At 70.2% G+C, this 22,481-nt stretch carries 25 protein-coding genes and 1 riboswitch; of the genes, 11 read left to right on the forward strand and 14 right to left on the reverse strand.

Annotated features, from left to right (window positions below; all coding sequences use genetic code 11):
• The first annotated feature begins 82 nt into the window (after positions 1 to 82).
• From ACYQ78_RS27555 to glgX, 3 genes are all read left to right on the forward strand, one after another.
• The gene (locus ACYQ78_RS27555) at positions 83 to 439 is read left to right on the forward strand and encodes a BlaI/MecI/CopY family transcriptional regulator (protein WP_459803833.1); all 357 of its coding nucleotides are present in this window, start codon (positions 83 to 85) and stop codon (positions 437 to 439) included.
• Positions 439 to 1,368, forward strand: a complete 930-nt coding sequence (locus ACYQ78_RS27560) for a M56 family metallopeptidase (RefSeq protein WP_459803834.1) — start codon at positions 439 to 441, stop codon at positions 1,366 to 1,368. Before ACYQ78_RS27555 ends, ACYQ78_RS27560 begins: the two co-directional genes overlap by 1 nt.
• 111 nt (positions 1,369 to 1,479) lie before the next feature.
• On the forward strand, positions 1,480 to 3,612 hold the full coding sequence (glgX, locus tag ACYQ78_RS27565) for a glycogen debranching protein GlgX (protein ID WP_459803835.1): 2,133 nt from the start codon (positions 1,480 to 1,482) through the stop codon (positions 3,610 to 3,612).
• Here the strand turns inward: glgX and ACYQ78_RS27570 are convergent.
• Entirely contained in the window at positions 3,609 to 4,013 is a 405-nt protein-coding gene (locus ACYQ78_RS27570) for a hypothetical protein (protein WP_459803836.1), read from the reverse strand. The genes glgX and ACYQ78_RS27570 overlap by 4 nt on opposite strands.
• Positions 4,014 to 4,141: 128 nt before the next feature.
• Here ACYQ78_RS27570 and ACYQ78_RS27575 point away from each other — a divergent pair, with 128 nt between their 5' ends.
• Positions 4,142 to 4,864, forward strand: coding sequence for a pyrimidine reductase family protein (locus ACYQ78_RS27575; RefSeq protein WP_459803837.1), 723 nt, complete (start codon positions 4,142 to 4,144; stop codon positions 4,862 to 4,864).
• Positions 4,861 to 5,949 carry an ATP-dependent DNA ligase gene (locus ACYQ78_RS27580; protein ID WP_459803838.1) on the forward strand — a complete coding sequence of 363 codons (1,089 nt, stop codon included), beginning with the start codon at positions 4,861 to 4,863 and terminating at the stop codon, positions 5,947 to 5,949. Before ACYQ78_RS27575 ends, ACYQ78_RS27580 begins: the two co-directional genes overlap by 4 nt.
• A 432-nt stretch (positions 5,950 to 6,381) precedes the next feature.
• Here ACYQ78_RS27580 and ACYQ78_RS27585 read toward each other — a convergent pair whose 3' ends face one another.
• The 7 genes from ACYQ78_RS27585 to ACYQ78_RS27615 form a co-directional block, all read right to left on the reverse strand.
• On the reverse strand, positions 6,382 to 6,810 hold the full coding sequence (locus ACYQ78_RS27585) for an OsmC family protein (protein WP_459803839.1): 429 nt from the start codon (positions 6,808 to 6,810) through the stop codon (positions 6,382 to 6,384).
• A gap of 47 nt (positions 6,811 to 6,857) precedes the next feature.
• Positions 6,858 to 7,628 carry an ABC transporter ATP-binding protein gene (locus tag ACYQ78_RS27590; protein ID WP_459803840.1) on the reverse strand — a complete coding sequence of 257 codons (771 nt, stop codon included), beginning with the start codon at positions 7,626 to 7,628 and terminating at the stop codon, positions 6,858 to 6,860.
• The gene (locus tag ACYQ78_RS27595) at positions 7,625 to 8,452 is read right to left on the reverse strand and encodes an ABC transporter permease (RefSeq protein ID WP_459803841.1); all 828 of its coding nucleotides are present in this window, start codon (positions 8,450 to 8,452) and stop codon (positions 7,625 to 7,627) included. Before ACYQ78_RS27595 ends, ACYQ78_RS27590 begins: the two co-directional genes overlap by 4 nt.
• Positions 8,453 to 8,534: 82 nt before the next feature.
• On the reverse strand, positions 8,535 to 8,936 hold the full coding sequence (locus tag ACYQ78_RS27600; protein WP_459803842.1) for a hypothetical protein: 402 nt from the start codon (positions 8,934 to 8,936) through the stop codon (positions 8,535 to 8,537).
• Entirely contained in the window at positions 8,933 to 9,898 is a 966-nt protein-coding gene (locus tag ACYQ78_RS27605) for an ABC transporter substrate-binding protein (protein WP_459803843.1), read from the reverse strand. Before ACYQ78_RS27605 ends, ACYQ78_RS27600 begins: the two co-directional genes overlap by 4 nt.
• Positions 9,898 to 11,019 carry an agmatinase family protein gene (locus ACYQ78_RS27610; RefSeq protein ID WP_459803844.1) on the reverse strand — a complete coding sequence of 374 codons (1,122 nt, stop codon included), beginning with the start codon at positions 11,017 to 11,019 and terminating at the stop codon, positions 9,898 to 9,900. The genes ACYQ78_RS27605 and ACYQ78_RS27610 overlap by 1 nt, the downstream gene beginning before the upstream one ends.
• A 51-nt stretch (positions 11,020 to 11,070) precedes the next feature.
• A riboswitch (guanidine-I (ykkC/yxkD leader) is annotated at positions 11,071 to 11,167 on the reverse strand.
• Between the two features lie 78 nt (positions 11,168 to 11,245).
• The gene (locus ACYQ78_RS27615; RefSeq protein ID WP_459803845.1) at positions 11,246 to 12,844 is read right to left on the reverse strand and encodes an isovaleryl-CoA dehydrogenase; all 1,599 of its coding nucleotides are present in this window, start codon (positions 12,842 to 12,844) and stop codon (positions 11,246 to 11,248) included.
• 66 nt (positions 12,845 to 12,910) lie between these two features.
• Between ACYQ78_RS27615 and ACYQ78_RS27620 the strand changes: the two genes are divergently transcribed.
• Both ACYQ78_RS27620 and ACYQ78_RS27625 read left to right on the forward strand, forming a co-directional pair.
• Positions 12,911 to 13,447 (forward strand): sigma-70 family RNA polymerase sigma factor, encoded by a 537-nt coding sequence (locus tag ACYQ78_RS27620; RefSeq protein ID WP_459803846.1) that lies wholly within the window; start codon positions 12,911 to 12,913, stop codon positions 13,445 to 13,447.
• Positions 13,444 to 14,331, forward strand: a complete 888-nt coding sequence (locus ACYQ78_RS27625) for a maleylpyruvate isomerase N-terminal domain-containing protein (RefSeq protein WP_459803847.1) — start codon at positions 13,444 to 13,446, stop codon at positions 14,329 to 14,331. Before ACYQ78_RS27620 ends, ACYQ78_RS27625 begins: the two co-directional genes overlap by 4 nt.
• 76 nt (positions 14,332 to 14,407) lie before the next feature.
• Here the strand turns inward: ACYQ78_RS27625 and ACYQ78_RS27630 are convergent, their stop codons facing one another.
• Positions 14,408 to 15,787, reverse strand: a complete 1,380-nt coding sequence (locus ACYQ78_RS27630) for an ankyrin repeat domain-containing protein (RefSeq protein ID WP_459803848.1) — start codon at positions 15,785 to 15,787, stop codon at positions 14,408 to 14,410.
• A 121-nt stretch (positions 15,788 to 15,908) separates the two neighbouring features.
• Between ACYQ78_RS27630 and ACYQ78_RS27635 the strand changes: the two genes are divergently transcribed.
• The 3 genes from ACYQ78_RS27635 to ACYQ78_RS27645 all read left to right on the forward strand — a co-directional run bounded on the left by ACYQ78_RS27635 (position 15,909) and on the right by ACYQ78_RS27645 (position 17,904).
• Positions 15,909 to 16,661 (forward strand): DUF1707 SHOCT-like domain-containing protein, encoded by a 753-nt coding sequence (locus ACYQ78_RS27635; RefSeq protein ID WP_459803849.1) that lies wholly within the window; start codon positions 15,909 to 15,911, stop codon positions 16,659 to 16,661.
• A gap of 74 nt (positions 16,662 to 16,735) precedes the next feature.
• A complete protein-coding gene (locus ACYQ78_RS27640) occupies positions 16,736 to 17,224 on the forward strand; it encodes a SigE family RNA polymerase sigma factor (protein WP_459803850.1) in 489 nt (162 codons plus the stop codon).
• Entirely contained in the window at positions 17,221 to 17,904 is a 684-nt protein-coding gene (locus ACYQ78_RS27645) for a hypothetical protein (RefSeq protein ID WP_459803851.1), read from the forward strand. Before ACYQ78_RS27640 ends, ACYQ78_RS27645 begins: the two co-directional genes overlap by 4 nt.
• On the opposite strand, the gene ACYQ78_RS27650 is transcribed toward ACYQ78_RS27645, so the two are convergent.
• The 5 genes from ACYQ78_RS27650 to ACYQ78_RS27670 all read right to left on the reverse strand — a co-directional run bounded on the left by ACYQ78_RS27650 (position 17,905) and on the right by ACYQ78_RS27670 (position 21,443).
• Complete coding sequence (locus ACYQ78_RS27650; RefSeq protein ID WP_459803852.1) at positions 17,905 to 18,627, reverse strand: sirohydrochlorin chelatase; 723 nt, start codon at positions 18,625 to 18,627, stop codon at positions 17,905 to 17,907.
• Positions 18,627 to 19,355, reverse strand: coding sequence for a phosphoadenylyl-sulfate reductase (locus ACYQ78_RS27655; protein WP_459803853.1), 729 nt, complete (start codon positions 19,353 to 19,355; stop codon positions 18,627 to 18,629). Before ACYQ78_RS27655 ends, ACYQ78_RS27650 begins: the two co-directional genes overlap by 1 nt.
• A gap of 20 nt (positions 19,356 to 19,375) precedes the next feature.
• The gene (locus tag ACYQ78_RS27660) at positions 19,376 to 19,528 is read right to left on the reverse strand and encodes an Insertion element protein (RefSeq protein WP_459804202.1); all 153 of its coding nucleotides are present in this window, start codon (positions 19,526 to 19,528) and stop codon (positions 19,376 to 19,378) included.
• A complete protein-coding gene (locus ACYQ78_RS27665) occupies positions 19,528 to 21,210 on the reverse strand; it encodes a nitrite/sulfite reductase (RefSeq protein ID WP_459803854.1) in 1,683 nt (560 codons plus the stop codon). The genes ACYQ78_RS27660 and ACYQ78_RS27665 overlap by 1 nt, the downstream gene beginning before the upstream one ends.
• A gap of 119 nt (positions 21,211 to 21,329) precedes the next feature.
• Positions 21,330 to 21,443, reverse strand: coding sequence for a putative leader peptide (locus ACYQ78_RS27670; protein WP_459804203.1), 114 nt, complete (start codon positions 21,441 to 21,443; stop codon positions 21,330 to 21,332).
• A gap of 68 nt (positions 21,444 to 21,511) precedes the next feature.
• Between ACYQ78_RS27670 and ACYQ78_RS27675 the strand changes: the two genes are divergently transcribed.
• Positions 21,512 to 22,480 (forward strand): YihY/virulence factor BrkB family protein, encoded by a 969-nt coding sequence (locus tag ACYQ78_RS27675; protein WP_459803855.1) that lies wholly within the window; start codon positions 21,512 to 21,514, stop codon positions 22,478 to 22,480.
• Position 22,481 lies beyond the last annotated feature (1 nt).

Raw genomic sequence — 22,481 nt, forward strand, 5'->3', positions numbered from 1 at the left:
GCGGAACTCCTCGGATCAACTACAGTGCTGTAGAAGTTAGCTGAGGCTCACCTAACCTCGCAAGTCATGACAGACTGGGCACATGACCGACCACCACCGCCGGGCCGCCGGCTCGCTGGAGGCCGAGGTCATGACGGTGCTCCAGGAGGCCGGGAGGCCGCTCAGCCCCGGTGACGTGCAGGAACGGTTGGCGGGCGAGCTGGCGTACACGACGGTTCTGACGATCCTGACCCGGATGCACGCGAAGAACCTGGTCACCCGGATGAAGAACGGGCGCTCCTACGTCTACCGGCCGGTCGACGACGAGAGCGGGCTGACCGCCCGGCGCATGCGGCAGGTCATGGAGGGCGGGCCCGACCGCGAGGCCGTGCTGGCCCGGTTCGTCGACGGCCTGTCGCCCGACGACGAGCGGGTGCTGCGCGCCCTGCTGGGGCCCTGATGGCGTGGTTCATGGACGCCGACGGCTACCTGCCGTTCGTGGTGTCGCTGCTGGTCGTGCCGCTGGCCCGGCCGCTGTCCGACCGCCTGCCGCCCCGGGCCGCCACCTGGCTGCTGACCGCGCTGTCGGGGCTCACCGCCCTGGCCACCACGCTCACGCTGCTCGCGCTGGCCGCCGGGGGCCTGGTGCAGCTCACGCGGTTCGCCGACCTGACCGGGCTCCCGGTCGCGCTCCTGCGCGCGGGTGCCCAGACCAGCCCGCTGGTCGCGGCGCTGGCCACGGTGGCCCTCGTGGTCGCGCTGACGGCCTGTGCCGTCGCGGCGGTCCGGCTGCGCCGGGCCGGGAGGGCGGCCCGCGCCGCGTTCGCCCACCTGCCCGACGACGGGATGGTCGCGATCCTCGACGACCCCGCGCCCGACGCCTTCGCGCTGCCCGGCCGCCCCGGCCGGGTGGTCGTCTCCACCGGCATGCTGGCCCTGCTCGACGAGGCCGGGGAGAAGGTGCTGCTGGCCCACGAGGCCGCCCACCTGACCGGCCGCCACCACGTGTTCCGGGCCGTCACCCGGCTGGCCGCCGCGCTCAACCCGCTGCTCCGGCCGGTGGTGAGGGCGGTCGACTACAGCACCGAACGCCAGGCCGACGAACAGGCCGCGACGGCACTCGGCGACCGGGCTCGGGCCGCCCGCGTGCTCGGCCGGATCGCGCTGTCGCGCGGCACCCCTCCCGCCACACTCGGCATCGGCGACCGGACGGGTCCGCTGCCCCGGCGGGTGCTGGCCCTCCTCGGGGCGCCACCCCGGCACCGTGTAACCTTGCCGGTCACGGTCGCGGCGTTCGTCCTGACGGCGCTGTGGGGGCCTTACGATCTCGCGCTCGACCTCCGTGACCTGCTGCTCGGGGCCTCGGCGGGAGAACGGAACCCCTGTTGACCCACTGATCCATTCATGTGGCTCTTCCGGCTCCTGTTGGGTAGGGCTCCCACCTGTGTTAAATCGAATGAACGGGTAGGGAAAATCCCGGGACGCGAGAATAGGACCTGCATGCGCGACGTCTGGCCTGGAGAGCCTTATCCGCTCGGTGCCACCTGGGATGGTGTCGGCACCAATTTCTCGATGTTCAGCGAAGTGGCCGAGCGGGTCGAGCTGTGTCTTTTCGACGACTCGGGTCACGAGACCCGCGTCGACCTCCCCGAGATGGACGGCTTCGTCTGGCACGGCTACCTGCCCGGAGTCACCCCTGGCCAGCGCTACGGCTACCGGGTGCACGGCCCCCACAGCCCCCGGCAGGGTCACCGGTGCAACCCCTCGAAGCTGCTCCTCGACCCCTATGCCAAGGCGATCGAGGGCGAGGTCAAATGGAATGAGTCACTTTTCTCCTACGACTTCGCCGATCCCCGGCGGCTGAATCTCGGTGATTCAGGGCCGTACATGCCGAAGAACATCGTCGTGTCGCCGTTCTTCGACTGGGGAAACGATCGCGCTCCGCGCATCCCCTATCACCAGACCGTGATTTACGAGGCCCACGTGAAGGGGCTGACCAAGCTCCATCCGGCCGTTCCCGAAGACCTGCGCGGGACCTACGCCGGGCTGGCCCATCCGGCCGTCGTCGAGCACCTGAAGTCGATCGGCGTCACCGCCGTCGAGCTGCTGCCCATCCACCAGTACGTGCCGGAGCACTTCCTGGTCGCCCGGGGTCTCACCAACTACTGGGGCTACAACACGATGGCCTACTTGGCGCCCCACAACGCCTACTCCTCGTCGGGGCAGCGTGGTGAGCAGGTGCTGGAGTTCAAGGCCATGGTCAAGTCGCTCCACGAGGCGGGCATCGAGGTCATCCTCGACGTGGTCTACAACCACACCGCCGAGGGCGACCACATGGGGCCCACGCTGGGCTTCCGGGGCATCGACAACAACTCCTACTACCGCCTCCAGGACGCCGACCGGCGCTACCACCTCGACTACACCGGCTGCGGCAACTCCCTCAACGTGCGCAGCCCCCACGCGCTCCAGCTGATCATGGACTCGCTGCGCTACTGGGTGCTGGAGATGCACGTCGACGGCTTCCGCTTCGACCTGGCCGCCGCGCTGGCCCGCGAGCTCCACGACGTCGACCGGCTGAGCGCCTTCTTCGACCTCATCCAGCAAGACCCGGTGATCTCCCAGGTGAAGCTGATCGCCGAGCCGTGGGACGTCGGCCCCGGCGGCTACCAGGTCGGCAACTTCCCACCGCTGTGGACCGAGTGGAACGGCAAGTACCGCGACACCGTGCGTGACTTCTGGCGTGGCTCCTCCGCCGCGCTGCCCGATTTCGCCTCCCGGCTCACGGGTTCTTCTGATCTGTACGCCACCTCCGGCCGCCGCCCCATCGCCAGCATCAACTTCGTGACCGCCCACGACGGCTTCACCCTCGACGACATGGTCTCCTACGACCGCAAGCACAACGAGGACAACCTCGAGGGCAACCGCGACGGCTCCGACGACAACCGCTCCTGGAACTGCGGGGTCGAGGGCCCCACCGACGACCCGGAGATCAGGGCGCTGCGGCACCGCCAGCGGCGCAACTTCCTGGCCACCCTGTTCCTGTCGCAGGGCGTGCCGATGCTGACCGCGGGAGACGAGTTCGGGCGGACCCAGGGCGGCAACAACAACGCCTACTGCCAGGACAACGAGGTGTCCTGGATCGACTGGTCGCTGGCCGACTCCGAGGCCGGGCTGCTCAGGTTCGTCCGGGAGATCTCCGCCTTCCGGCGCGACCACCCGGCGTTCCGCCGCCGCCGGTTCTTCTCCGGCCGCGAGCAGTCCGACGGCGTGCGCGACATCGTCTGGCTCACCCCCGCGGGCAAGGAGATGGACGACTCCGACTGGCACGCCGGCTACTCCAAGGCCGTGGCCGTGTTCGTCAACGGCGACGCCATCAGCGAACCGGGCACGCGTGGCGAGCGCATCACCGACGACTCGTTCCTGCTGCTGATCAACGCCCACCACGAGGACATCACGTTCACCCTGCCGGGACGCGATTTCGCGGTGAGCTGGAAGTCGCTGTTCGACACCGCCACGGACGCCGCCACCGGGGCGGGCGGCACCGGGCAGCCGCCCGCCGACGTGCGCCACACGGGCGCCGACGTCGACGTGGCGGCACGCTCGTTCCGGGTGCTGCGGGCGGTGCGCCGCTAGCGGCCGGTCAGCTCGGTCGCCGTCAGCAGCACCAGCACGAACGTGCTGACCCCCGCCAGGCCGTGCAGGCCCACCGCCACCATCGGGAACCGGTGCTCGGCGCCGCGGGCATGGCGCCCGCCGCCGAGCCACCGGGTGAACATCACGAACCCCAGGAACGCCACGACGCACAGCGCGCCGAAGGAGCCCCAGGCGTAGGCGCTGATTCCGGTCAGCATGAAAGCCGCCCACAGAGCCAGTCCCGTCACCGCCAGCAGCGGATGGCTGAAGATCAACGCCATCGGGAAACGGGTCACCTTGGTGGCCTGCTGGCGCAGCCCCCCACCACGTAACCACAGGTAAAGCAGGTAGACACCGACAGAAGCAGCGACCAACCACACGATCAACACGACAAGCGGCACGAAAACCCCCTCCGACCACATCTGGCTCGATCCAACACCGAACCTGACAATCAGCGACCGCATGACATCAAACCGTTACTCCCGGGACGCTCTCCCCGTCTGTCGGAGGGCTGTGAAAGTGTGGGGTCGTGCGCCAGATACATCCCGAGCCGGTCGACGATCCCGACCTCCCGTCGGTCTACGCCTACCCTCAGGCCGAGTGGCTGCGCCTCAACATGGTGTCCAGCGCCGACGGCGGAGCCTGGCTGAAGGGCCTGTCCAGGGGCCTGTCCTCGCCGGGTGACCGCCGGGTCTTCATGACCCTGCGCGGGCTCGCCGACGTCGTGGTGGCGGGCGGCGCGACCGTCCGGATCGAGGGTTACGGCCCCTCCAAGCCCCGCGACGCCTGGCGGCCCCTGCGCGAGGGGCGTCCGGCCGCCCCGCCGGTGGCCGTCATCACCCGCAAGCTCGACCTCGATCTCGGCGGCGCCCTGTTCACCGACTGCGCCCCCGAATCCCGCACGATCGTGATCACCACCGCGTCCGCCCCCGCCGACCGCAGGGAGGAGGCGGCCCGCAGGGCCGAGGTGATCGTGGCCGGTGAGCAGCGCGTCGACCTGGCCGAGGCGGTCGCCCAGCTCCGCTCCCGGGGTCTCGGGCGCATCCTGTGCGAGGGCGGCCCCCGGCTGAACGCCCAGCTCGCGACGGCCGGCCTGGTCGACGAGCTGTGCCTGACGGTCTCCCCCCTGATGATCGGCGGCGATGCCGCCCGGGTGCTCAACGGCACCGCCTCCCACACCCCGTTCACGCTGGCCGGGGTGCTCGAAGAGGAGGGCTCGCTGTTCTGCCGCTATGTGAAGGAGGGGGCATGACGCTTCCCGTGCAGCCGCCGGTGTCGCCGATGCTGGCCAAGGCGGTCAAGAAGATGCCGGAGCAAGACGGCACCCTGTTCTACGAACCCAAATGGGACGGCTTCCGCTGCGTCGTGTTCCGCGACGGCGACGACGTGTTCCTCGGCAGCCGCAACGAGCGGCCGTTCACGCGCTACTTCCCCGAGGTGATCGAGGCGGTCAAGCGCGAACTGCCCGAGCGGTGCGTGCTCGACGGCGAGATCGTGGTGATGCGCGGGCCGGCGCTCGACTTCGAGGCGCTCCAGCAGCGCATCCACCCGGCCGCGTCGCGGGTGAAGATGCTGTCCGAGGCGACCCCGGCGTCGTTCATCGCGTTCGACCTGCTGGCCCTCGGCGACGAGAGCCTGATCGACAAGCCGTTCTCCGAGCGGCGGCGGCTGCTCGTCGAGGCGACCGCCAAGGCGGGCGATTCCGTTCGCTTGACGCCGATCACCACGAACCAGGAGCAGGCGCTCGAATGGTTCGAGATGTTCGAGGGCGCCGGGCTCGACGGGATCATCGTGAAGCCCGGCGACCTGCCCTATGAGCAGGACAAACGGGTCATGTTCAAGGTGAAGCACGAACGTACCTGCGATGTCGTGGTGGCCGGATACCGCGAGCACAAGTCGGGGCCGATCGTGGGGTCGCTCCTGCTGGGTCTCTACGGCGACGACGGCAAGCTTCACCACGTCGGGGTGTCGGCGTCGTTCCCCATGAAGCGGCGTGAGGAGCTGGTGGCCGAGCTCGCCCCCTACAAGGTGACCGACCCCGCCGACCATCCGTGGGGTGAGTGGGCGGCCTGGGCCGGTGCGGGGGTCGGCGGCGGTCCCGAGGGGCAGCGGCTGCCGGGGGCGATCTCGCGGTGGAACGCGAAGAAGGACCTGTCGTTCATCCCGCTGCGGCCGGAGCTGGTGATCGAGGTGGCCTACGACCACATGGAGGGCGTCCGCTTCCGGCACACGGCCCAGTTCCGCCGCTGGCGCACCGACCGGACGCCTGAGTCGTGCACATATGAGCAGCTCGAGGTGCCAGTGGCCTACAACCTCGACGACATCCTGGCCAGATAACCGCTCTTTGCTTCCGTTACGGCTCCGCCTGGCCGGCACCGCCCGTCGTCTCCGGCCCGCCCCGTATCCGGCGCCAACCACCCGCTTCCGGTTCGCTGGGCCACGAGCAGGGGTCGACCGTCAGAGCTCTGTCGGCGTGGGGATGGTGCAGAAGCGGTGTCGTGGCGCCCGGCATCTGCTGTTTCGGAGTGGTCTGAGTGTGGCGTCGTGGCGCCCGAGATCTGCCGTTGCGGGGCTGAGAGGGATGTCGTGGCGCTCCGCGTTTGTCGTTGCGGGGTGGTCCGGGAGCGGGTGGTGAGCGCCGGATGCGGTGAGGCGCGGGGGCGGCGGGCGGGGCCGCTGTAGGCGGAGCCGTAACGGAAAACGGGCTTGTGGCTTGTGGAAAGGGAACGGCCCCCGCCTTGTGGGTGGGGGCCGGTTCCGGAGAGCGTCTTAGCTGAGCAGTTCGGCGTTGAGAGAGATCTCGGTGCCGGCGAGGGCCTTGCTGACCGGGCAGTTGGCCTTCGCGTTCTCGGCGGCCGTCTGGAACTCCTCGGCGGTGATGCCGGGGACGTGGGCCTTGACCGACAGGACGATGCCGGTGATGCCCTGGCCGGGCTGGAAGGTCACGTCGGCCTTGGTCTCGACCGTCTGCGGCGGGGTGCCCGCCTGGGCGAGGCCGTGCGACAGCGCCATCGAGAAGCAGGACGAGTGGGCAGCCGCGATGAGCTCCTCGGGGCTGGTCTTACCGTTGGCCGCCTCGGCGCGCGACGGCCAGTTGACGTCGAACGTGCCGACGCCCGACGAGTCCAGCGACACGGAGCCGGAGCCGTCGAGGAGCGCGCCCTTCCACTGGGTCGTCGCGGTACGAGTGGTCGCCATAGCGATATCCCTTCGATAACGGTGATGCCACCGACGAACATAACGCCTCAGGCTCGCGCGCCCGCCAGGTGGGCACGGTGTTCGCGGCGGACCAGGTCCTCGACCTGGGCCCTCAACGTCAGGAATTCGGCGGTTCGTTTCACTTCGAGCCCGGTGCCGGGCAGCTCGACCCGCAGGTCACGGGCCACCCGGCCGGGATCGCTCGCCAGCACGAGCACCCGCCGGCCCAGGAAGACGGCCTCCTCGACGTCGTGGGTGACCATGACGACGGTGGTGCCGAGGTCCTGCCAGACCTGGCGGATGAACAGCTGCATGTCCTCTTTCGTCTGGACGTCGAGCGCGCCGAACGGCTCGTCGAGCAGCAGGACCTTGGGGGAGCGGGCCAGCGCCCTGGCGATCGAGACACGTTGTTGTTGCCCGCCGGACAGGCTCCCGGGGAGTTTGGCCGCGTGTTCGGTCAGTCCGACCTCCTCCAGCAGCCACGCGACGCGCTCCTTGCGCGCCTGACGGGAGAAGTCCCGCGTCTCCAGGCCGAAGGCGACGTTCTGGGCGACGGTCCGCCACGGATAGAGCGAGGGCGACTGGAAGGCCATGCCCCGGTCGGGGCCCGGCCCCTCGATCGCCGCGCCGTCGAGGGTGATCCGGCCCTGGGTGGCCCTGATGAGCCCGGCGACCAGCGACAGCAGGGTCGACTTCCCCGACCCGCTGGCGCCGACGACGGTGACGAACTCCCCGGCGGGGATCTCGAGGTCGATCTTCTCCAGGACGCTCTTGTGCGCCTGGTACTCCATCGACACGTTCTCGAAGCGCAGGCTCACACCGACCACCTGCCGACCCTGGTGCGGAGCAGGCGGAGCGTGATGTCGATGGTCAGGCCGATGATCCCGATCACGATGAGGATGGCGAAGATCCGGTCGGTCTGGAGGAAGCGCTGGGCCCGGGTGATCCGGTAGCCGAGGCCGGAGGTCGCCGCGATCAGCTCGGCCACGACGACGAGGTTCCAGGCCACGGCGGCGTTGACCCGCAGGGCGTCCAGGATGCCGGGAAGGGAGTAGGGGAACACGACCCGCGCGGCCACCCGCGCCCGCCCCGCCCCGAGCGTGGCCGAGACGTCGAGCAGCCGTCGCGGGACCTGCCTGACCACGTCGGCGGTCATGAGCGTGTTGAAGAACACGACCCCGATGACCAGCAACGCGATCTTGGACGTCTCCCCGATGCCCAGCCAGATGATCAGCAACGGGATGAACGCCGAGGCCGGGAGGTAGCGCAGGATCCCGATGATCGGCTCGGCCAGCGGCTGCGCCCAGCCGACGGTCCCCATCAGGAACCCGAGCGGCACCGAGATCAGGATCGCCAGCCCGAGCCCGGCCCCGATCCGGCCGAGGCTGGCCAGCAGGTCGTCCTGGAGGTCACCGTTGGCCGCCATCTCCACGAACGCCGCCCAGACCTCGGGCGGCGCGGGCAGGAACCGGTCGGACACCAGCCCGGAGACGCTGAGCAGCCACCACCCGGCGAACGGCACCGCGACCGAGGCGACGCGGAGAATCCAGGCGGTCCGGCGCGACACCTCGGTCTTGAGCAGCCTCACCCGGGGAGCGGATGGGCCGGCCTTCTCGACCGGGGGCGACTCCACGCTCACCATGACCCACCTCCGGCCCGGCTCACGACATCTTCGATGTCACGAAATTTCGTGTTGCGTGGTGAGGGGTCGGCCTCGTCGACCATCAGTCACCTCGATGAGGTGCGGCGGCTTCGACCTGCCAGGTCCCGTCGGTGACCGCCACGACCACCTGCCGCCCCGAGTTGGCCACCGGCCCCACCGGAAGCGCCTCGGCGAACTCATGGACAACGGCGGGAACGTCGGTCAGAGCGGTGATCTGGCTGCGGTCCCCTCCGGCGAGCGTGGCCTCGCCGGCGGAGACGGTGGTGCGGGTGCGGTTCAACGGCGCGTCGGGGAGCGTGGTGCCGCGGTTGTCGCCGGCCGGGCTCGTCGGGGCGCCGGGGCAGGCGCGGGTGCTCGCATCGGCCGCAGCCGTGTCGGGGGCGCCCGCGCGGCGGGTGCTGGTGGTGCGGTTGAGCGGGCCCGAGGAGGTGACGCGGACGCGGTGGTGGTTGGCGAGGGTCATGGCTGGACGGCCTCCACGAATTTGGATACGAACAGCCCGTCCAGCGGAGGGGCGGCGTCGACGAGTTTGGTCGATACGAGGAACTCGGAGATCAGCTCGGCCTGCTTGCCGAGTTCTCCGTTGAAGGCGGCGCGGTTCTGGTCGAGGGAGAAGATCGTGGTGCCCTTGTCGTAGGTCTCATACTCATCAGCCGTAACACCGCCACGCTTCGCCATGATTTCCACCGCGGCCGATCGATTCGCACCGATCCACTCGATCGTGTCGAACCAGGTGTCCACGAGCCCCTGCACCGCCTTCTCGTCCTTGGCCAGCAGGTCCCGCGTCACCACCAGGTGGTCGGGGATCGCGCCGGGGAAGTCGGCCGAGGTCGCGATGGCCGTGCTGCCCTGGCGCTCCAGCGCGGTGGAGGTGAAGGGGGCGAACGCGCCGACCGCGTCCACCTGCCCGGCCACGAAGGCCGCGGCCGCCGCGTCGGTCAGCATCGGGGTGAACTTGACGTCGGTCTCCTTCAGGCCCGCCTTCTCCAGGGCCAGGAGCAGCAGGTAGTGGTCGACCGTGCCCTGTTCGGCCGCGACGGTCTTGCCGCGGAGGTCGGCGAGGGTCTTGATCTCGGGGGCGGCGATGATCTGGTCGTTGCCGGTCGAGTTGTCGTTGACCAGGACGATGCTCTGCTTCGCCCCGCCCGCCACCGAGGCCAGGGTGTCGTTGAGGGTCTGGCTGTTGGCGTCGATGGTGCCGGTCGCGAGGGCGTTGAGGGAGTCGGTGTAGCTGTCGAAGTACTTCAGTTCGACGTTGACCCCGTTCTTCTCGAACAGGCCCTGTTCCTCGGCGACCTGCCAGGGGAACCAGCCGGGCCAGGCGCTGAAGCCGAGGGTGATCGTCGGGGTGGCCGGTTCCTCGGCCGTGGGGGTGGTGCCGCAGGCCGTACAGAGCAAAAGAACCACGAGCAGGCGACGGAACATCACGCCGCTCCCTTCTTCTTGGGGAGGTGACCCGCGCGCACCAGGCACCCGAGGGTGTCGCAGATGACGCGGGTGGCGATGAGGGAGGTGATGTCGGCGTTGTCGTAGGGCGGCGCGCACTCGACCACCTCGATGCCGGCCAGCGGCCGGGCGTCGGCGATGAGCTGGATGAACTTCAGCACCTCGCGCGGCAGGAACCCGCCGGGCTCGGGCCAGCCGGTGCCGGGGACGAACGCGGCGTCCAGGCAGTCGACGTCGAACGACAGCCAGACCGCCTCGGCGCCGTCCCACGCCACTTCGAGCGCCCGCTCCGCGGCCGCCTCGATGCCCATCTCGACGCAGTCGGTGACGGTCATGATCGTGGTGCCGCGCTCGCGGCCGACCTTCACTCCCGGTCGCGGCGCCTGCCAGCCCCCGATCCCGATCTGTACGAGATTCTTCGGCGGCACGTTCGGCAGATCCGTGGCGTGGAACCAGGGCGTGGTGTGCATCCGCTCGTCGAGGTCGGTCTCCTGGGTGTCGACGTGGCGGTCGAAGTGGATGATCCCGACATTCCCGGAATGGTGCTCGGCCACCGCCCGTACGGTCGGGTAGCCGATCGAGTGGTCCCCGCCCAGCACGACCGGGAAGGCGCCGCTTTCGTAGACGTGTGAGACGCCCTTGGAGATCTGGTCGAAGGTCTTCTCGATGTTGGCCGGGATGGTGAAGATGTCACCCAGGTCGCAGATCGTGATCGACTCGCGCAGGTCGACGCCGAGCTCGAAGCTGTAGGGCCCGTAGAGGGCGCTGATCTTGCGGATGCCCTGCGGCCCGAACCGGGTCCCCGACCGGTAGGTGGTGCCGCCGTCGAACGGCGCCCCGATGACCGCCACGTCGTAGTTGCCGCAGAGGCGGACGTCCTCGACGTACGGGGCCTTGAGGAAGGTGTTGATCCCGGCGAAGTGCGGCAGCTCGCCGCGGGAGAAGGTGGGGATCGTCCGGTCGACGATCGAGTCGGCGCCCTGGAGCCCGAGTTCGAGACCGCGGGCGATCTCGCGTTCGTGCATGGTGGTGGGCAGCGCGGCCTCGCGCTCCACGGCCGAGCGGGCCTCGGGTCCGTAGTTGTTGTGGAGGTGTCCCACGGGCACTCCTTTTCGGGAAAAGCCTCAGGTCGAGAGGCAGCCGTCATGACTGTCTCCCGGGCTTTTCTCCCGCCGTGGAACGGCCTGACGGCCGCCTGCACCTCTCGGACCAGCCTCCCTGGGGAGCGGAACCCTAGGTGCGCCTCACGCCTTCGTGAGTCGTCTTCATGACACTGCCGCGCGGTTTCCTCCGTGTTTCTGGGGCGTAGCACCTGGGTGACTCTGCTCACACGCGTTCGAGGATCGCGTCGAGGTCGGGGCCCGCGCCCAGGGCGCCGTAGGCCCGGCCCGAGCCGCCCAGCCGGGAGGCGCAGAACGCGTCGGCGACGCCGTTGGGGGCGTACCTGACCAGCAGTGACGCCTGGAGGGCCAGGGCCATCTCCTCGGCCAGCCGCCGCGCGTCGCCCTCGGTGGCGTGGGCGAGCGTCTTGCGTACCCGGCCGACCGCCTCGGAGATCCGGGGGTCGGCGGCGAGCTCGACCTCGGTGAGGAACGCCTCCGCCGCCTCCGGCTCGCGCGTGAGCGCCCGCATCAGGTCGAGCGCCGCGACGTTCCCCGACCCCTCCCAGATCCCGTTCAGCGGCGACTCGCGGAACAGCCGCGGCATCCCCGACTCCTCGACGTAGCCGTTGCCGCCGAGGCATTCGAGGGACTCGGCGGCGTGCCCGGCCGCCCGCTTGCAGACCCAGTACTTCCCGGCCGCGAGCGCCACCCGCCGGAACAGCGCCTCCTGCGGCTGCCCCGCCAGCGCCCGGTCGGTCGCCCCGGCCAGCCGCATCATCAGCACCGTCGCCGCCTCGGATTCCAGGGCGAGGTCGGCCAGGACGTTGCGCATGAGCGGCTGGTCGACGAGCTTCTTCCCGAAGGCGCTGCGGTGCCGGGCGTGGTGGACGGCCTGGGTCAGCCCCAGCCGCATCCCCGCCGCCGAGCCGATCACGCAGTCGAGGCGGGTCATGTTGACCATCTCGATGATCGTCCGGACCCCGCGGCCCTCTTCGCCGACGAGCCAGGCGACGGCGTCGTCGTATTCGACCTCGGCCGACGCGTTCGACCGGTTGCCGAGCTTGTCCTTGAGCCGCATGATCCGCAGGGCGTTGCGGGTGCCGTCGGGGAGCACCCGGGGGAGCAGGAAGCACGACAGCCCGCCCGGGGCCTGTGCGAGCACCAGGAACACGTCGCACATCGGCGCCGAGTTGAACCACTTGTGGCCGTTCAGGGCGTAGGTCCCGTCGCCGAGCGGCTCGGCGGTCGTCGCGTTCGCCCGGACGTCGCTCCCGCCCTGCTTCTCGGTCATGGCCATCCCGGCGAGCACCCCGCGCTTGTCGGCCAGGGGCCGAAGGCCGGGGTCGTAGCTCCGGGAGGTGAGCGCGGGCTCCCACTCGCCCGCGAGCGCCGGGGCGTGCCGGAGCGCGGCCACGGCGGCGTAGGTCATCGAGATCGGGCAGCCGTGACCGGCCTCGACCTGCGACCACACGTAGAACTTCGCCGCCCGCGCCACATGGGCGCCCGGCCGGGCCATCCCCCAGGGGGCGGCGTGCAGGCCGTTCTCGACGGCGACCGTCATCAGCTCGTGCCACGCGGGGTGGAACTCCACCTCGTCGATCCGGTGGCCGAAGCGGTCGTGCGTACGGAGCACCGGCTCGTTCTCGTTGGCCAGCCGCCCCCACTCCTGGGCCCTGGCGGTCCCCGCCAGCACCCCGAGCTGCCGCAGCTCGCCTTCGGCCCAGTCGGCGCCCTCCCGCGCCAGCGCCGCCGCCAGCGCCGGGTCGGCCGCCACGTCGTGACCGGACAGCACCGGCACCTGATTCATCACTTCATGGCTCATGTCATCCATCTGACCATCTCGGGCGAATAATGCGATGCTCGGGCCGACGAGTGGGGGAGGACGCGCGTGGACGACCATCTGTTCCACCGCCGGGTCGTGAGCGGCGACGCATCCGCCCTGGGCGAGCTCTACGACCACTTCTCCGCCCTCCTGTACGGCCTGGCCCTCCGGGTGACCAGGGATCGCGTCGCCGCCGAGGACATCACCCAGGAGGTCTTCGCGACCTTCTGGGAACGCCCTCTGGGCTTCGACCCCGGCCGGGGGAGCCTGCGCACCTGGCTGGCCACCATCGCCCACCGCCGCGCCGTCGACCACGTGCGCACGGAGGAACGCCGCCGCGTCGGCGCTCTCGGCCCCCGCCTGTTCGAACGCCCCGCTGACCTGGAGGAGGGCGTGGTCGCCGCCGACGAGATCGTCCGCGTGCGCGAGGCGGTGCGGAGCCTGCCCGAAGGGCTCCGCCAGGTGATCGAACTCGCCTACTACGGCGGCCGGACCTACCGCGAGGTGGCGGTGGAGATCGGCGTACCGGAGGGAACGGCCAAATCCCGCCTGAGACTGGCCCTGCGCCGCCTGGCCGAAACGCTCAACGAGGAGGCGCTTTGAGCCTCGACCGCCTCTACCTTGACCTTCTCGACGAGGCCCCCATCGGCCCGCCGTCCGGCGGCCGCGCCCGCCTCCTGACGACCGCCGCCTCGCGCCGCCGCCCCGCCTTTCCGTGTGTCTCCTGGGCCCGCGCCTACGCCGGCCGCGTCGCCGCGCTGGACGCCGTCTTCGCCTCGGCGACGGCCTGGGACGTGACCATCGTCGAAGGCTGGAACCTCCAGGAACTCCTGACCCACCTGATGGCCAAAGACGGCCTCGTGTCCCGCGCGGTCGGCGCCCCCGTCCACGGCCCGCCGATCACCGAGGACGAGGCGATGGCCCGCACCCGCGAACTCCAGGACCACGAACGGTCTCGCTCGCTGCTGGAGACCCGCCAGTCGTGGCGCGACCAGGCCGACGCCCTCTGCCACGCCCTCACCGACGCCGATCCCGGGCGGATGATCTCCGCCAGCGGCCTGTCCCTCCCCCTCGGCGACCAGATCCTCGGCCGCGCCCTGGAAACGTGGATCCACACCCACGACACCGCCGTCTCCGAGGGCCTGACCCTGCCCACCCCGGTGGCCGACGAACTCCACCCGATGGCCGACCTGTGCGCCCGGCTCCTACCGCTGACGGCGGTCCTGAGCGGCCTGGACCTGGGCGACCGGGCGGTCCGGCTGACCCTGATCGGCGAGGGGGGAGGCGACTGGTACCTCCCGTTGAGGCTGGGCCACCCCGGTTCCGTGTACGAGGGCCAGGAGGTCGCCCTGACGATCAGGGCGGACGTGGTCGAATACTGCTTCGTGCTCGGCGGCCGGGGAGCCGGCTTCGCTTGGGAAACCGAAGGAGATTTCGCCTTGGCGGCAGAGTTGCGCTCGGCGGCACCTGCGCTGTCCGGCCCATGAACGGATATATCGGGCGCGTGTGCTTGCTTCTCGTGGTCGAAGATCTCGCATCGGCTTCCGGGGGCGCTCTCCGCAGTTAGAGGTCCAGCCCCAGCGATCCCGCCGCCTGGAGCGCCAGGTCCCGGGCGTACACGTCGTCGCTCTCCGACAGCACCCGCTGCACCCCCTGCACCGCCCGGTCGTCCCCCCGGATGGCCAGACCCCGCGTCGCCTCGGCCGCCGTCGTCAGGTCGGTGTCGGTCAGCCGTTCGACCAGCGCCGACCGGATCTCCCCGTTGTCCTCGTCCAGAGCCGCCAGCCCGAAGGTCGCGTAGTCCCGCACCTCGGAAGACGCGTCCCGGGACAGCGAGATCAACGCCGCCAACCCTTCCCCGTCCCCGCCGGGCAGCACCGCCGACAGCGCCACGGGATCCCGCACGGTGTGCACCCGTCCCGGGCGTTCGATCAGGGACAGCACGTCGGGCAGCACCCGAGGGTCGCCCTGCTGCCCGAGCGCCCGCAGGATCGAGTCGATCACCCTCGGGTCGTCCTCGCGTCCGGCCAGGTCGCGCAGCACGGGGAGGGTCCGGTCGAGATAGGGCCGGGTTCCGGCCGTGAAGCCGAACTGCGAGAGCACGTCCACGCCGAAGTCGCGCTCCATCGGGTCGGCGCGGTCCACGAGGGCGACCGCCGAGGAGAACGTCTGGTCGTCGGCGCGGCGCTGGATGGCGTGCACGGCCGCCCACCAGGTCTCGCCGTCCTCGTCCACGTCGCGGTAGGGGACCGCCCGGCGCATCAGTTCCTCGACCGGGGGGCGCTCGCCGAGGGCGTCCTCCAGCAAGGTCGCGATCGCCGCGTGGCCGCGCTGTGAGACCTCGTTCCCCTCGGGAGACGGGGACGACGCCAGGGTGGTCCCGTCGGCCGCGAGGGTCACCACGACGTCCCGCTCGGAGGTCAGTTCGGCCAGGTCGGCCTCCGCGAGGGCGCGGGCGACCTCCAGGGCCTCGTGCAGGGGGGTGGCGCCGTGTTCCAGCAGCGTCCAGACCACTCCGTAGGCGCCGAACCGGGCCGCGGCCACCAGGGGGCTGAGCAGGTCGGGGTCGGCGCCGAAGTCGAGGAGGAGGTCGGCGGTGGCCAGGTGGCCCAGCGTCGCCGCCCACATCAGCGGAGTCCAGCCCTCGCATTCGGCGAGGTCGGGGTTGGCGCCGGCCTCCAGCAGGGCGCGGAGCGCCTCTTCGTGGTCCCAGGAGGCGGCCGCGCAGAGCGGCAGGCCCTCCTCTTCGCCGTGTGACGCCTGGTTCGGGTCGGCCCCGTGCTCCAGGAGCAGGGAGACCATCGGCGCGTTGCCCCGCTGGGCGGCCCGGTAGAGCGGGAGGGTGCCCCGGCCGTGGTCGAGGTCGGGCTTGTGCCGCAGGGCGGCGCGGGCGCGCTCCAGATCGTCGTGCGCCACGGCGAGCATCAGCTCACTGATCGTCACCCCTCCACCCTACCTTTATGGTGATATGTCCGGAATTCGGGGCGGGGTCGGGTGAGGGTGAGGAAGGAATCCTTCCAAGGGAGGATCGAGCGGGAGCTCCCGGGACGTTATGTTCGAGGGCATGACCGAACCAGCCGGCATGCGCGCGTCCGACAGCGAGCGCGAGGCCGTCGTCGAGCGCCTCCGAGTCGCCTCCACCGAAGGCCGGCTGACCCTCGCGGAACTGACCGACCGCACCGAGGCCGCCTACCTCGCCCAGACCCAGGGCGAGCTCGCCCAGATCACCGCCGACCTCCCCGGTGGCGCCCCGGCGCCCTCCTACGCCCCGGTGAAGGCCCCCGGCAAGGCCCGGCAGTGGTTCGTCGCGGTGATGGGTGACACCAAGCGCAAGGGCAAGTGGCGGGTCGACAGCGAGATCGGCGCCGTGGCGGTCATGGGCGACGTGACCATCGACCTGCGCGAGGCCGAGGTGCGCTCGAACGAGGTCGACATCGTCGCGACCTGCGTGATGGGCGACATCAAGATCATCGTCCCCGACGGGGTCGACGTGCAGCTCAGCGGGGTCACGATCATGGGCGACAAGAAGGTCCGCGTGGCCGAGGCGCCGCCCGGCCAGAACGTCCCGGTGATCCGCATCCGGGGCTACGTCGTCATGGGCGACATCAAGGTCATCGGCGACTCCCACGCGACCCCCATCAGGCGCAACATGGCCGCCTGGACCGACTGGTGGCTCAACCGCCGCAGTCTCGGCCACGGGTCCATGAACCACGCGATCAACCAGGTCGTCAACGACTCGATCCGCGAGGCCAACCGCATGGTCAACGAGTCGCTCCGCGACTCCAGAAGGTCCTGGAAGCACAACAACGACCACTGAGGTCGTGCAACGGATCCAGGGGCCCGGGGCGTCGTTGTCGGTGACATGAGTTCTCCGACGGTGAGGAACCCGACATGCGCGACCGGGCCGACTTCGAGCGGTATGTCGGGCAGCGGTCGGCCCGGCTGCTGCGCATGGCCTACCTGCTGTGCCGCGACTGGGCGACCGCCGAGGATCTGACCCAGATCGCGCTGGCCAAGGCCTGGCTGGCCTGGCGGCGGGTGGGCGACAACCCCGACGCGTACGTCTACCGCATCCTCGTCAACACCCACAACTCCTGGTGGCGGCGGATGTGGAAGCGCGAGGTGCCCACCGACGCGTTACCCGACGTGACCGATCCCGGGGCCGAGGACACCCTCGGCGACCGGGACGTCTTACGGGTCGCGCTCGCCGGGCTGCCTCCGGGGATGCGGGCCGTGCTGGTGCTGCGGTACTTCGAGGATCTCTCCGATGCCGAGATCGCCGCGATCCTCCGCTGCTCGGAGGGCACCGTCCGGAGCCAGGCCAGTCGCGCCCTGGCGAAGCTGCGCGTCGACCCCGCCATGGACTGGAGCAGGCGATGATCCGTGACCTCTTCGAGGACGACACCTTCAACGCACCCGTACACAGGATCTCCCTGAAGGAGATCGACCGGCGGGCCGAGCGGATCCGGCGGCGCCGCATCGCCCTCGGCACCGCGGCCCTGACCACCGTTCTGGTGGCCGCCGGATTCGTCGTGCTGCCGACCCAGCGCCCCGCCACGGACATCACGATGGCCCGGGTGACCGAGAGCCCGGCCGGGCAGGTCGTCTACATGCTGGCCGAGCGGTCGGTCCCCATGCCGGGTCTCCTCGACGACATGTTCTACCTGGCGAACGAGGGCCCGGTGCAGCTGTTCGTGCAGTGTCCGGGCTACGAGGCCCACGCCGGGGTGTGGGTCGACGACGCACTGGTCGCCCAGGGCTCCTGCGGCCCGGTCACCGAGCTGCGCTGGGACAACCACACCGACCCCGTCCTGCCCACCGGGACGGACGGCTCGATCAACGTGCGGGTGCGCGTCTTCCCCACCGAGGAGAAGCGGACCTTCACCGAGGCCGAGCTGCGGGAGCGCGCCGAGCAGGCGGAGGACTACCGGATGGGCGTCATGGTGCACCTGTTCCGCTATCCCGGCCTGTTCAGCCCGCCCGCCGGCTGCGCCGAGCCGCTCGTGCTCGACCGGAGCGGCGCGGCGCCGGAGACGCTCCAGCCGGTCCACTGCGAATGATCAGGCGCGGAGGTACTCCAGCCGGTCGGCGGCCACTTCGATCGCGTCGTAGCGGTTCAGCACGATCCTGACCAGCTCGGGCGCCGGGCCGAGGCTGTCGGCGACCAGGTCGGCGCCGGCCGCCAGGGTCTCCCTGGCCACCTTGTCGGCGAAGTGACCGGGCGCCAGCAGATAGGGCGCCACGACCACGCGCGGTGCTCCGGCCGCGCGCAGCATCGCCACCGCCTCCGCCGGACGGGGGCCCGAGGCACTGGCGAACGCGGTCGTGACCGCCCACCACGGCCGTGATCCGGCCCAGGCGCGGGCGACCTTCCGTACGGTCGCGTTGGCCGACGGGTCGCTCGATCCGGCCGACACCAGGACCACCGCCGTGCCGGGGTCGCCGATCTCGGCACCGGCCTCGGCCAGGCGGCGTTCGAGGGCGGCCGTCAGCAGCGGGTCGGGGCCCAGCGTGGGGCTGACCTCGACCCGGGTGCCGATCCCGGCCAGGGCGCCGGGGATGTCGACCTTGCTGTGGTAGGCCGCGGTCAGCAGCAGCGGCACCACCACGGCCCGGTCGAGCGGGGCCAGCGCGGTGGTCAGGGAGGGACGGACGTGGTCGAGGTAGCTGACGCGGACGTCGAGGCCGGGGCGCGCGAGACGTACACGATGGAGGAGCGCCTCGGCCACGGCGGCGGCGCGCGGGTCACGGGACCCGTGCGCCACGGCCACCAGGGGGAGCATCAGAGGTGGATACCGCACTCGATCTTGCCCAGGCCCGCCCAGCGGCCCGACCGCGCGTCTTCGCCGTCGGCGACGCGGCGGGTGCAGGGGGCGCAGCCGATCGAGGGGTAGTTGTCGTAGTGGAGGGGGTTGATCAGGACGCCGTTGTCGGCGATGTAGTTGTCGACGTCGTCCTGGGTCCAGCGGGCGATCGGGTTGACCTTGACCATCTGGCGCTTGGCGTCCCACTCGACGACCTTGGTGCCGGTGCGGGTCGGCGACTCGTCGCGGCGGATGCCGGAGATCCAGGCCAGGTAGGGCTCCAGCGCGCGGTTCAGCGGCTCGACCTTGCGCAGGAAGCAGCACAGGTCGGGGTTGCGGCCGTTGAGGCGCGGGCCGAGGTCCCGGTCCTGCTCGGCGACCGTGCGCGACGGGGTGATGTTGATCAGGTTGACGTCGTAGACCGCCTCGACCGCGTCGCGCGTGCCGATCGTCTCGGCGAAGTGGTAGCCCGTGTCGATGAACAGCACGTCGACGCCCGGCTTGACCCGGCTGACCAGGTCGATCAGCAGGGCGTCGGACATCGAGGAGGTGAGACACATGCGGTCACCGAAGGTGGCCGCCGCCCAGCGGATGATCTCTCGGGCGGGGGCGTCCTCGAGGAACTCGGCCGCCGACTCGACGATGCTCTGCAGGTCGAGCACGCCGCGCCGGCGCTCCAGATCTGCCTCAATGTCCACCAGGGTCATCACGCTCTCCTCACGGGGGGTCACGATCGCACGCCTATCCCCAGGAACTTCACCCGGAAGGCCCGGGCGCAGCTCCGGCAGTACCAGCCGTAGGACTCCTCTTCGGAGACGTACGGTTCAAGATCTTCATCACCGCAGTACGGGCAGTAATAGGGGGCCGCCCGCTCTGACATCACTTCAGGTCCGCTTCGTCGGCGCGCTGGACCCAGTCGGCGAACGACTCGGTGTCATGGCGCTGCTTGGCGTAGTTGCCGGCCACCCGCTCGACGTAGTCGGGGAGGTCTTCGGCGGTGGTCTTCAGGCCGCGGACCTTGCGGCCGAAGCCGGGGGTCGCGCCGAGGGAGCCGCCCAGGTGGACCTGGAAGCCCTCGACCTGCTCGCCCGCCTCGTTGACGACGAGCTGGCCCTTCAAGCCGATGTCGGCGACCTGGATGCGCGCGCACGAGTTCGGGCAGCCGTTCACGTTGATCGTGAGGGGGTGCTCGAAGTCGGGGAGGCGGTTCTCCAGCTCGTGGATCAGCGTGGTCGCGGTCGCCTTGGTCTCGACGATCGCGAGCTTGCAGTATTCGATGCCGGTGCAGGCCATCGTCTGCCGCCGGAACGTCGACGGCCGCACCTTCAGGCCGATCGCGTCGAGCCCGTCGACGAGCGACTCGACCCGGTCTTCGGGAACGTCGAGGATGACCATCTTCTGCTCGACCGTCGCGGCCACCCGGTTCGACCCGTGGGCCTCGGCCAGATCGGCGATCTTGAACAGGGTGTCGCCGTCGACCCGGCCGACCTTGGGGGCGAAGCCGACGTAGAACTTCCCGTCGTTCTGCCGGTGGACGCCCACATGGTCACGCCGCGCGCCTTCCGCCAGCACCGGGGCGGGGCCGTCGGGCAGCGCGAAGCCGAGGTATTCGTCCTGGAGGATCTGGCGGAACTTCTCGGCGCCCCAGTCGTTCACCAGGAACTTGATGCGGGCCCGGTGGCGCAGGCGCCGGTAGCCGTAGTCGCGGAAGATGCTGATGACGCCGCCGTAGACGTCGGCCACCTGGTCGGGGCGGACGAACGCGCCGAGCCGCTTGCCGATCATCGGGTTGGTCGACAGGCCGCCGCCGACCCAGACGTCGAACCCGGCCTCGCCGGCCTCGTTCACCACGCCGACGAACGCCACGTCGTTGATCTCGTGGACGGTGCAGTGGGCGGCGCAGCCGCTGATCGCCGACTTGAACTTGCGCGGCAGGTTCGAGAACGCCTTGTCACCGATGAACCGGTCGAACACCTCGCGGATCTGCTCACGCCCGTCGATGATCTCGGCGGAGTCGATGCCCGCCACGGGACAGCCCAGGATCACGCGCGGGGTGTCGCCGCAGGCCTCGGTGGTCGACAGGCCGACCGCCTCAAGGCGCTCCCAGATCTCCGGGACCGACTCGATCTCGACCCAGTGGAGCTGGACGTTCTGCCGGTCGGTGATGTCGGCGGTGCCCCGGCCGAAGTCGTTGGAGATCCCGGCGATCACCCGGAGCTGGTTGAGGTCGAGCTGGCCGCCGTCGATGCGGATGCGCAGCATGAAGTAGCTGTCGTCGAGCTCCTCGGGCTCCAGGATCGCCGTCTTGCCGCCGTCGATCCCGGGCTTGCGCTGGGTGTAGAGGCCGTACCACCGCATGCGTCCGCGCAGGTCGGCGGGGTCGATCGAGTCGAAGCCGCGCTTCGAGTAGATGTCGATGATCCGCTGACGGACGTTGAGGCCGTCGTCGTTCTTCTTGTTCTCTTCGTTCTTGTTCAGGGGCTCGCTGTAGCCGAGAGCCCACTGACCTTCGCCTCGCGGGCGCTTGTGGTGGCGGTTAGCCGGGCGGGCCGGGGTGCTCATGCGGGACCTTTCCAGTGGTGGTCGCGCGCGTCCAGGCCGTTCCTCCCGCCTCGGCATTGAGTGCGGGGGCAAAAAAACGACGCCTGTCACGCGCCCTTAACAGAAAGAAGGGGCGGCGATCAACGGGCGTCGATACAGATGGCGCTGCGGACGCGCTGAAGGTCGACGTGACGGCGCACGACGAGCATCGGGTCCACTGGCATGTCCGTAACAATACCTCGCGGGTAGTTCATGTCCAAGTTCACGTCCAGAGTGTGGGACGCAACAGTGAGACACCGGAGGTCCCGTAATGTTAACGCCGATGACCTCCGCGAACGCGCCCCGGCGCCGGTCTCGTCGCCACTGGTTCGGGCACCGGTCCCGCGCCGGGATGGAGCGCGCCCGCATGGGCATGGAGAAGTTCGCCGGAAGCGGCTTCTGGGCGTTGGTCAAGGCCACGACCATGGCCGGGGTCAACTACCGGGTCACCGGGCTCGCGGGCGAGGCGGCTTTCTTCGCGCTGCTGTCGCTGCCGCCGTTCGTCCTCGGGCTCCTGGGTGTTCTTGGTCACCTTTCCGGGCTGCTCGGCCCCGACACGATCACCGACGTCAAGGCGTCGGTCATCGAACACGCGAATCTGCTGTTCACCCCCGACGCCGTCCACCGCGTGGTCGAGCCGCTGCTCAACAACGTCTTCAACGGCGGCGAGGTCTCCCTCATCTCGGTGGGCTTCCTGCTCTCGCTGTGGTCGGGGTCACGGGCCCTTTTCGTGTACGTCGACCTGATCTCGATCGCCTACGGCATGGGCGAGACCCGCGGCATCATCCGCACCCGGATCTTCAGCTTCGGCCTCTATCTCGCCGCCCTGCTGATCGGCCTGGTCGTCATGCCGATCCTGGTCGTCGGCCCGACCCTGCTGATGACCGCCCTGCCGAGCTACGAACCGCTCATCTCGATCTTCTACTGGCCGGTCGTGGTGGCCGGGTCGGTGCTGATGCTCACGCTGCTCTACCACGTGAGCGTCCCGATGCGGACGAAATGGTGGCGCGAGGTCCCCGGCGCCCTGCTGGCGCTGCTGATCTGGATCATCTGCGCGGCCGTGCTGCGCGAGGTGCTGGCCGCCTGGTTCGACCCGCTGTCGATCTACGGCTCGCTCGCCGCGCCGATCGCGGTGCTGCTCTGGCTCTACATCACCGCCCTCGCGGTGCTCATCGGGGCCACCCTCAACGCCGAGATCGACCGGCTGTGGCCCCTGCCGGGCAATGCCCGCGCCCACACCGACAGCCGATAGG

Source organism: Herbidospora sp. RD11066 (assembly GCF_054661255.1).

What these genes read in the sequence shown, in the direction of transcription:
- ACYQ78_RS27660 (WP_459804202.1), bottom strand. Translation starts at nt 19,528, where the DNA reads ATGTCAGAGCGGGCGGCCCCCTATTACTGCCCGTACTGCGGTGATGAA.
- ACYQ78_RS27645 (WP_459803851.1), top strand. Translation starts at nt 17,221, where the DNA reads ATGATCCGTGACCTCTTCGAGGACGACACCTTCAACGCACCCGTACAC.
- ACYQ78_RS27635 (WP_459803849.1), top strand. Translation starts at nt 15,909, where the DNA reads ATGACCGAACCAGCCGGCATGCGCGCGTCCGACAGCGAGCGCGAGGCC.
- ACYQ78_RS27650 (WP_459803852.1), bottom strand. Translation starts at nt 18,627, where the DNA reads ATGCTCCCCCTGGTGGCCGTGGCGCACGGGTCCCGTGACCCGCGCGCC.
- ACYQ78_RS27670 (WP_459804203.1), bottom strand. Translation starts at nt 21,443, where the DNA reads ATGAACTACCCGCGAGGTATTGTTACGGACATGCCAGTGGACCCGATG.
- ACYQ78_RS27560 (WP_459803834.1), top strand. Translation starts at nt 439, where the DNA reads ATGGCGTGGTTCATGGACGCCGACGGCTACCTGCCGTTCGTGGTGTCG.
- ACYQ78_RS27595 (WP_459803841.1), bottom strand. Translation starts at nt 8,452, where the DNA reads ATGGTGAGCGTGGAGTCGCCCCCGGTCGAGAAGGCCGGCCCATCCGCT.
- ACYQ78_RS27675 (WP_459803855.1), top strand. Translation starts at nt 21,512, where the DNA reads ATGACCTCCGCGAACGCGCCCCGGCGCCGGTCTCGTCGCCACTGGTTC.
- ACYQ78_RS27555 (WP_459803833.1), top strand. Translation starts at nt 83, where the DNA reads ATGACCGACCACCACCGCCGGGCCGCCGGCTCGCTGGAGGCCGAGGTC.
- ACYQ78_RS27585 (WP_459803839.1), bottom strand. Translation starts at nt 6,810, where the DNA reads ATGGCGACCACTCGTACCGCGACGACCCAGTGGAAGGGCGCGCTCCTC.
- ACYQ78_RS27665 (WP_459803854.1), bottom strand. Translation starts at nt 21,210, where the DNA reads ATGAGCACCCCGGCCCGCCCGGCTAACCGCCACCACAAGCGCCCGCGA.
- ACYQ78_RS27580 (WP_459803838.1), top strand. Translation starts at nt 4,861, where the DNA reads ATGACGCTTCCCGTGCAGCCGCCGGTGTCGCCGATGCTGGCCAAGGCG.
- ACYQ78_RS27640 (WP_459803850.1), top strand. Translation starts at nt 16,736, where the DNA reads ATGCGCGACCGGGCCGACTTCGAGCGGTATGTCGGGCAGCGGTCGGCC.
- ACYQ78_RS27615 (WP_459803845.1), bottom strand. Translation starts at nt 12,844, where the DNA reads ATGAGCCATGAAGTGATGAATCAGGTGCCGGTGCTGTCCGGTCACGAC.
- ACYQ78_RS27600 (WP_459803842.1), bottom strand. Translation starts at nt 8,936, where the DNA reads ATGACCCTCGCCAACCACCACCGCGTCCGCGTCACCTCCTCGGGCCCG.
- ACYQ78_RS27605 (WP_459803843.1), bottom strand. Translation starts at nt 9,898, where the DNA reads ATGTTCCGTCGCCTGCTCGTGGTTCTTTTGCTCTGTACGGCCTGCGGC.
- ACYQ78_RS27655 (WP_459803853.1), bottom strand. Translation starts at nt 19,355, where the DNA reads ATGACCCTGGTGGACATTGAGGCAGATCTGGAGCGCCGGCGCGGCGTG.
- glgX (WP_459803835.1), top strand. Translation starts at nt 1,480, where the DNA reads ATGCGCGACGTCTGGCCTGGAGAGCCTTATCCGCTCGGTGCCACCTGG.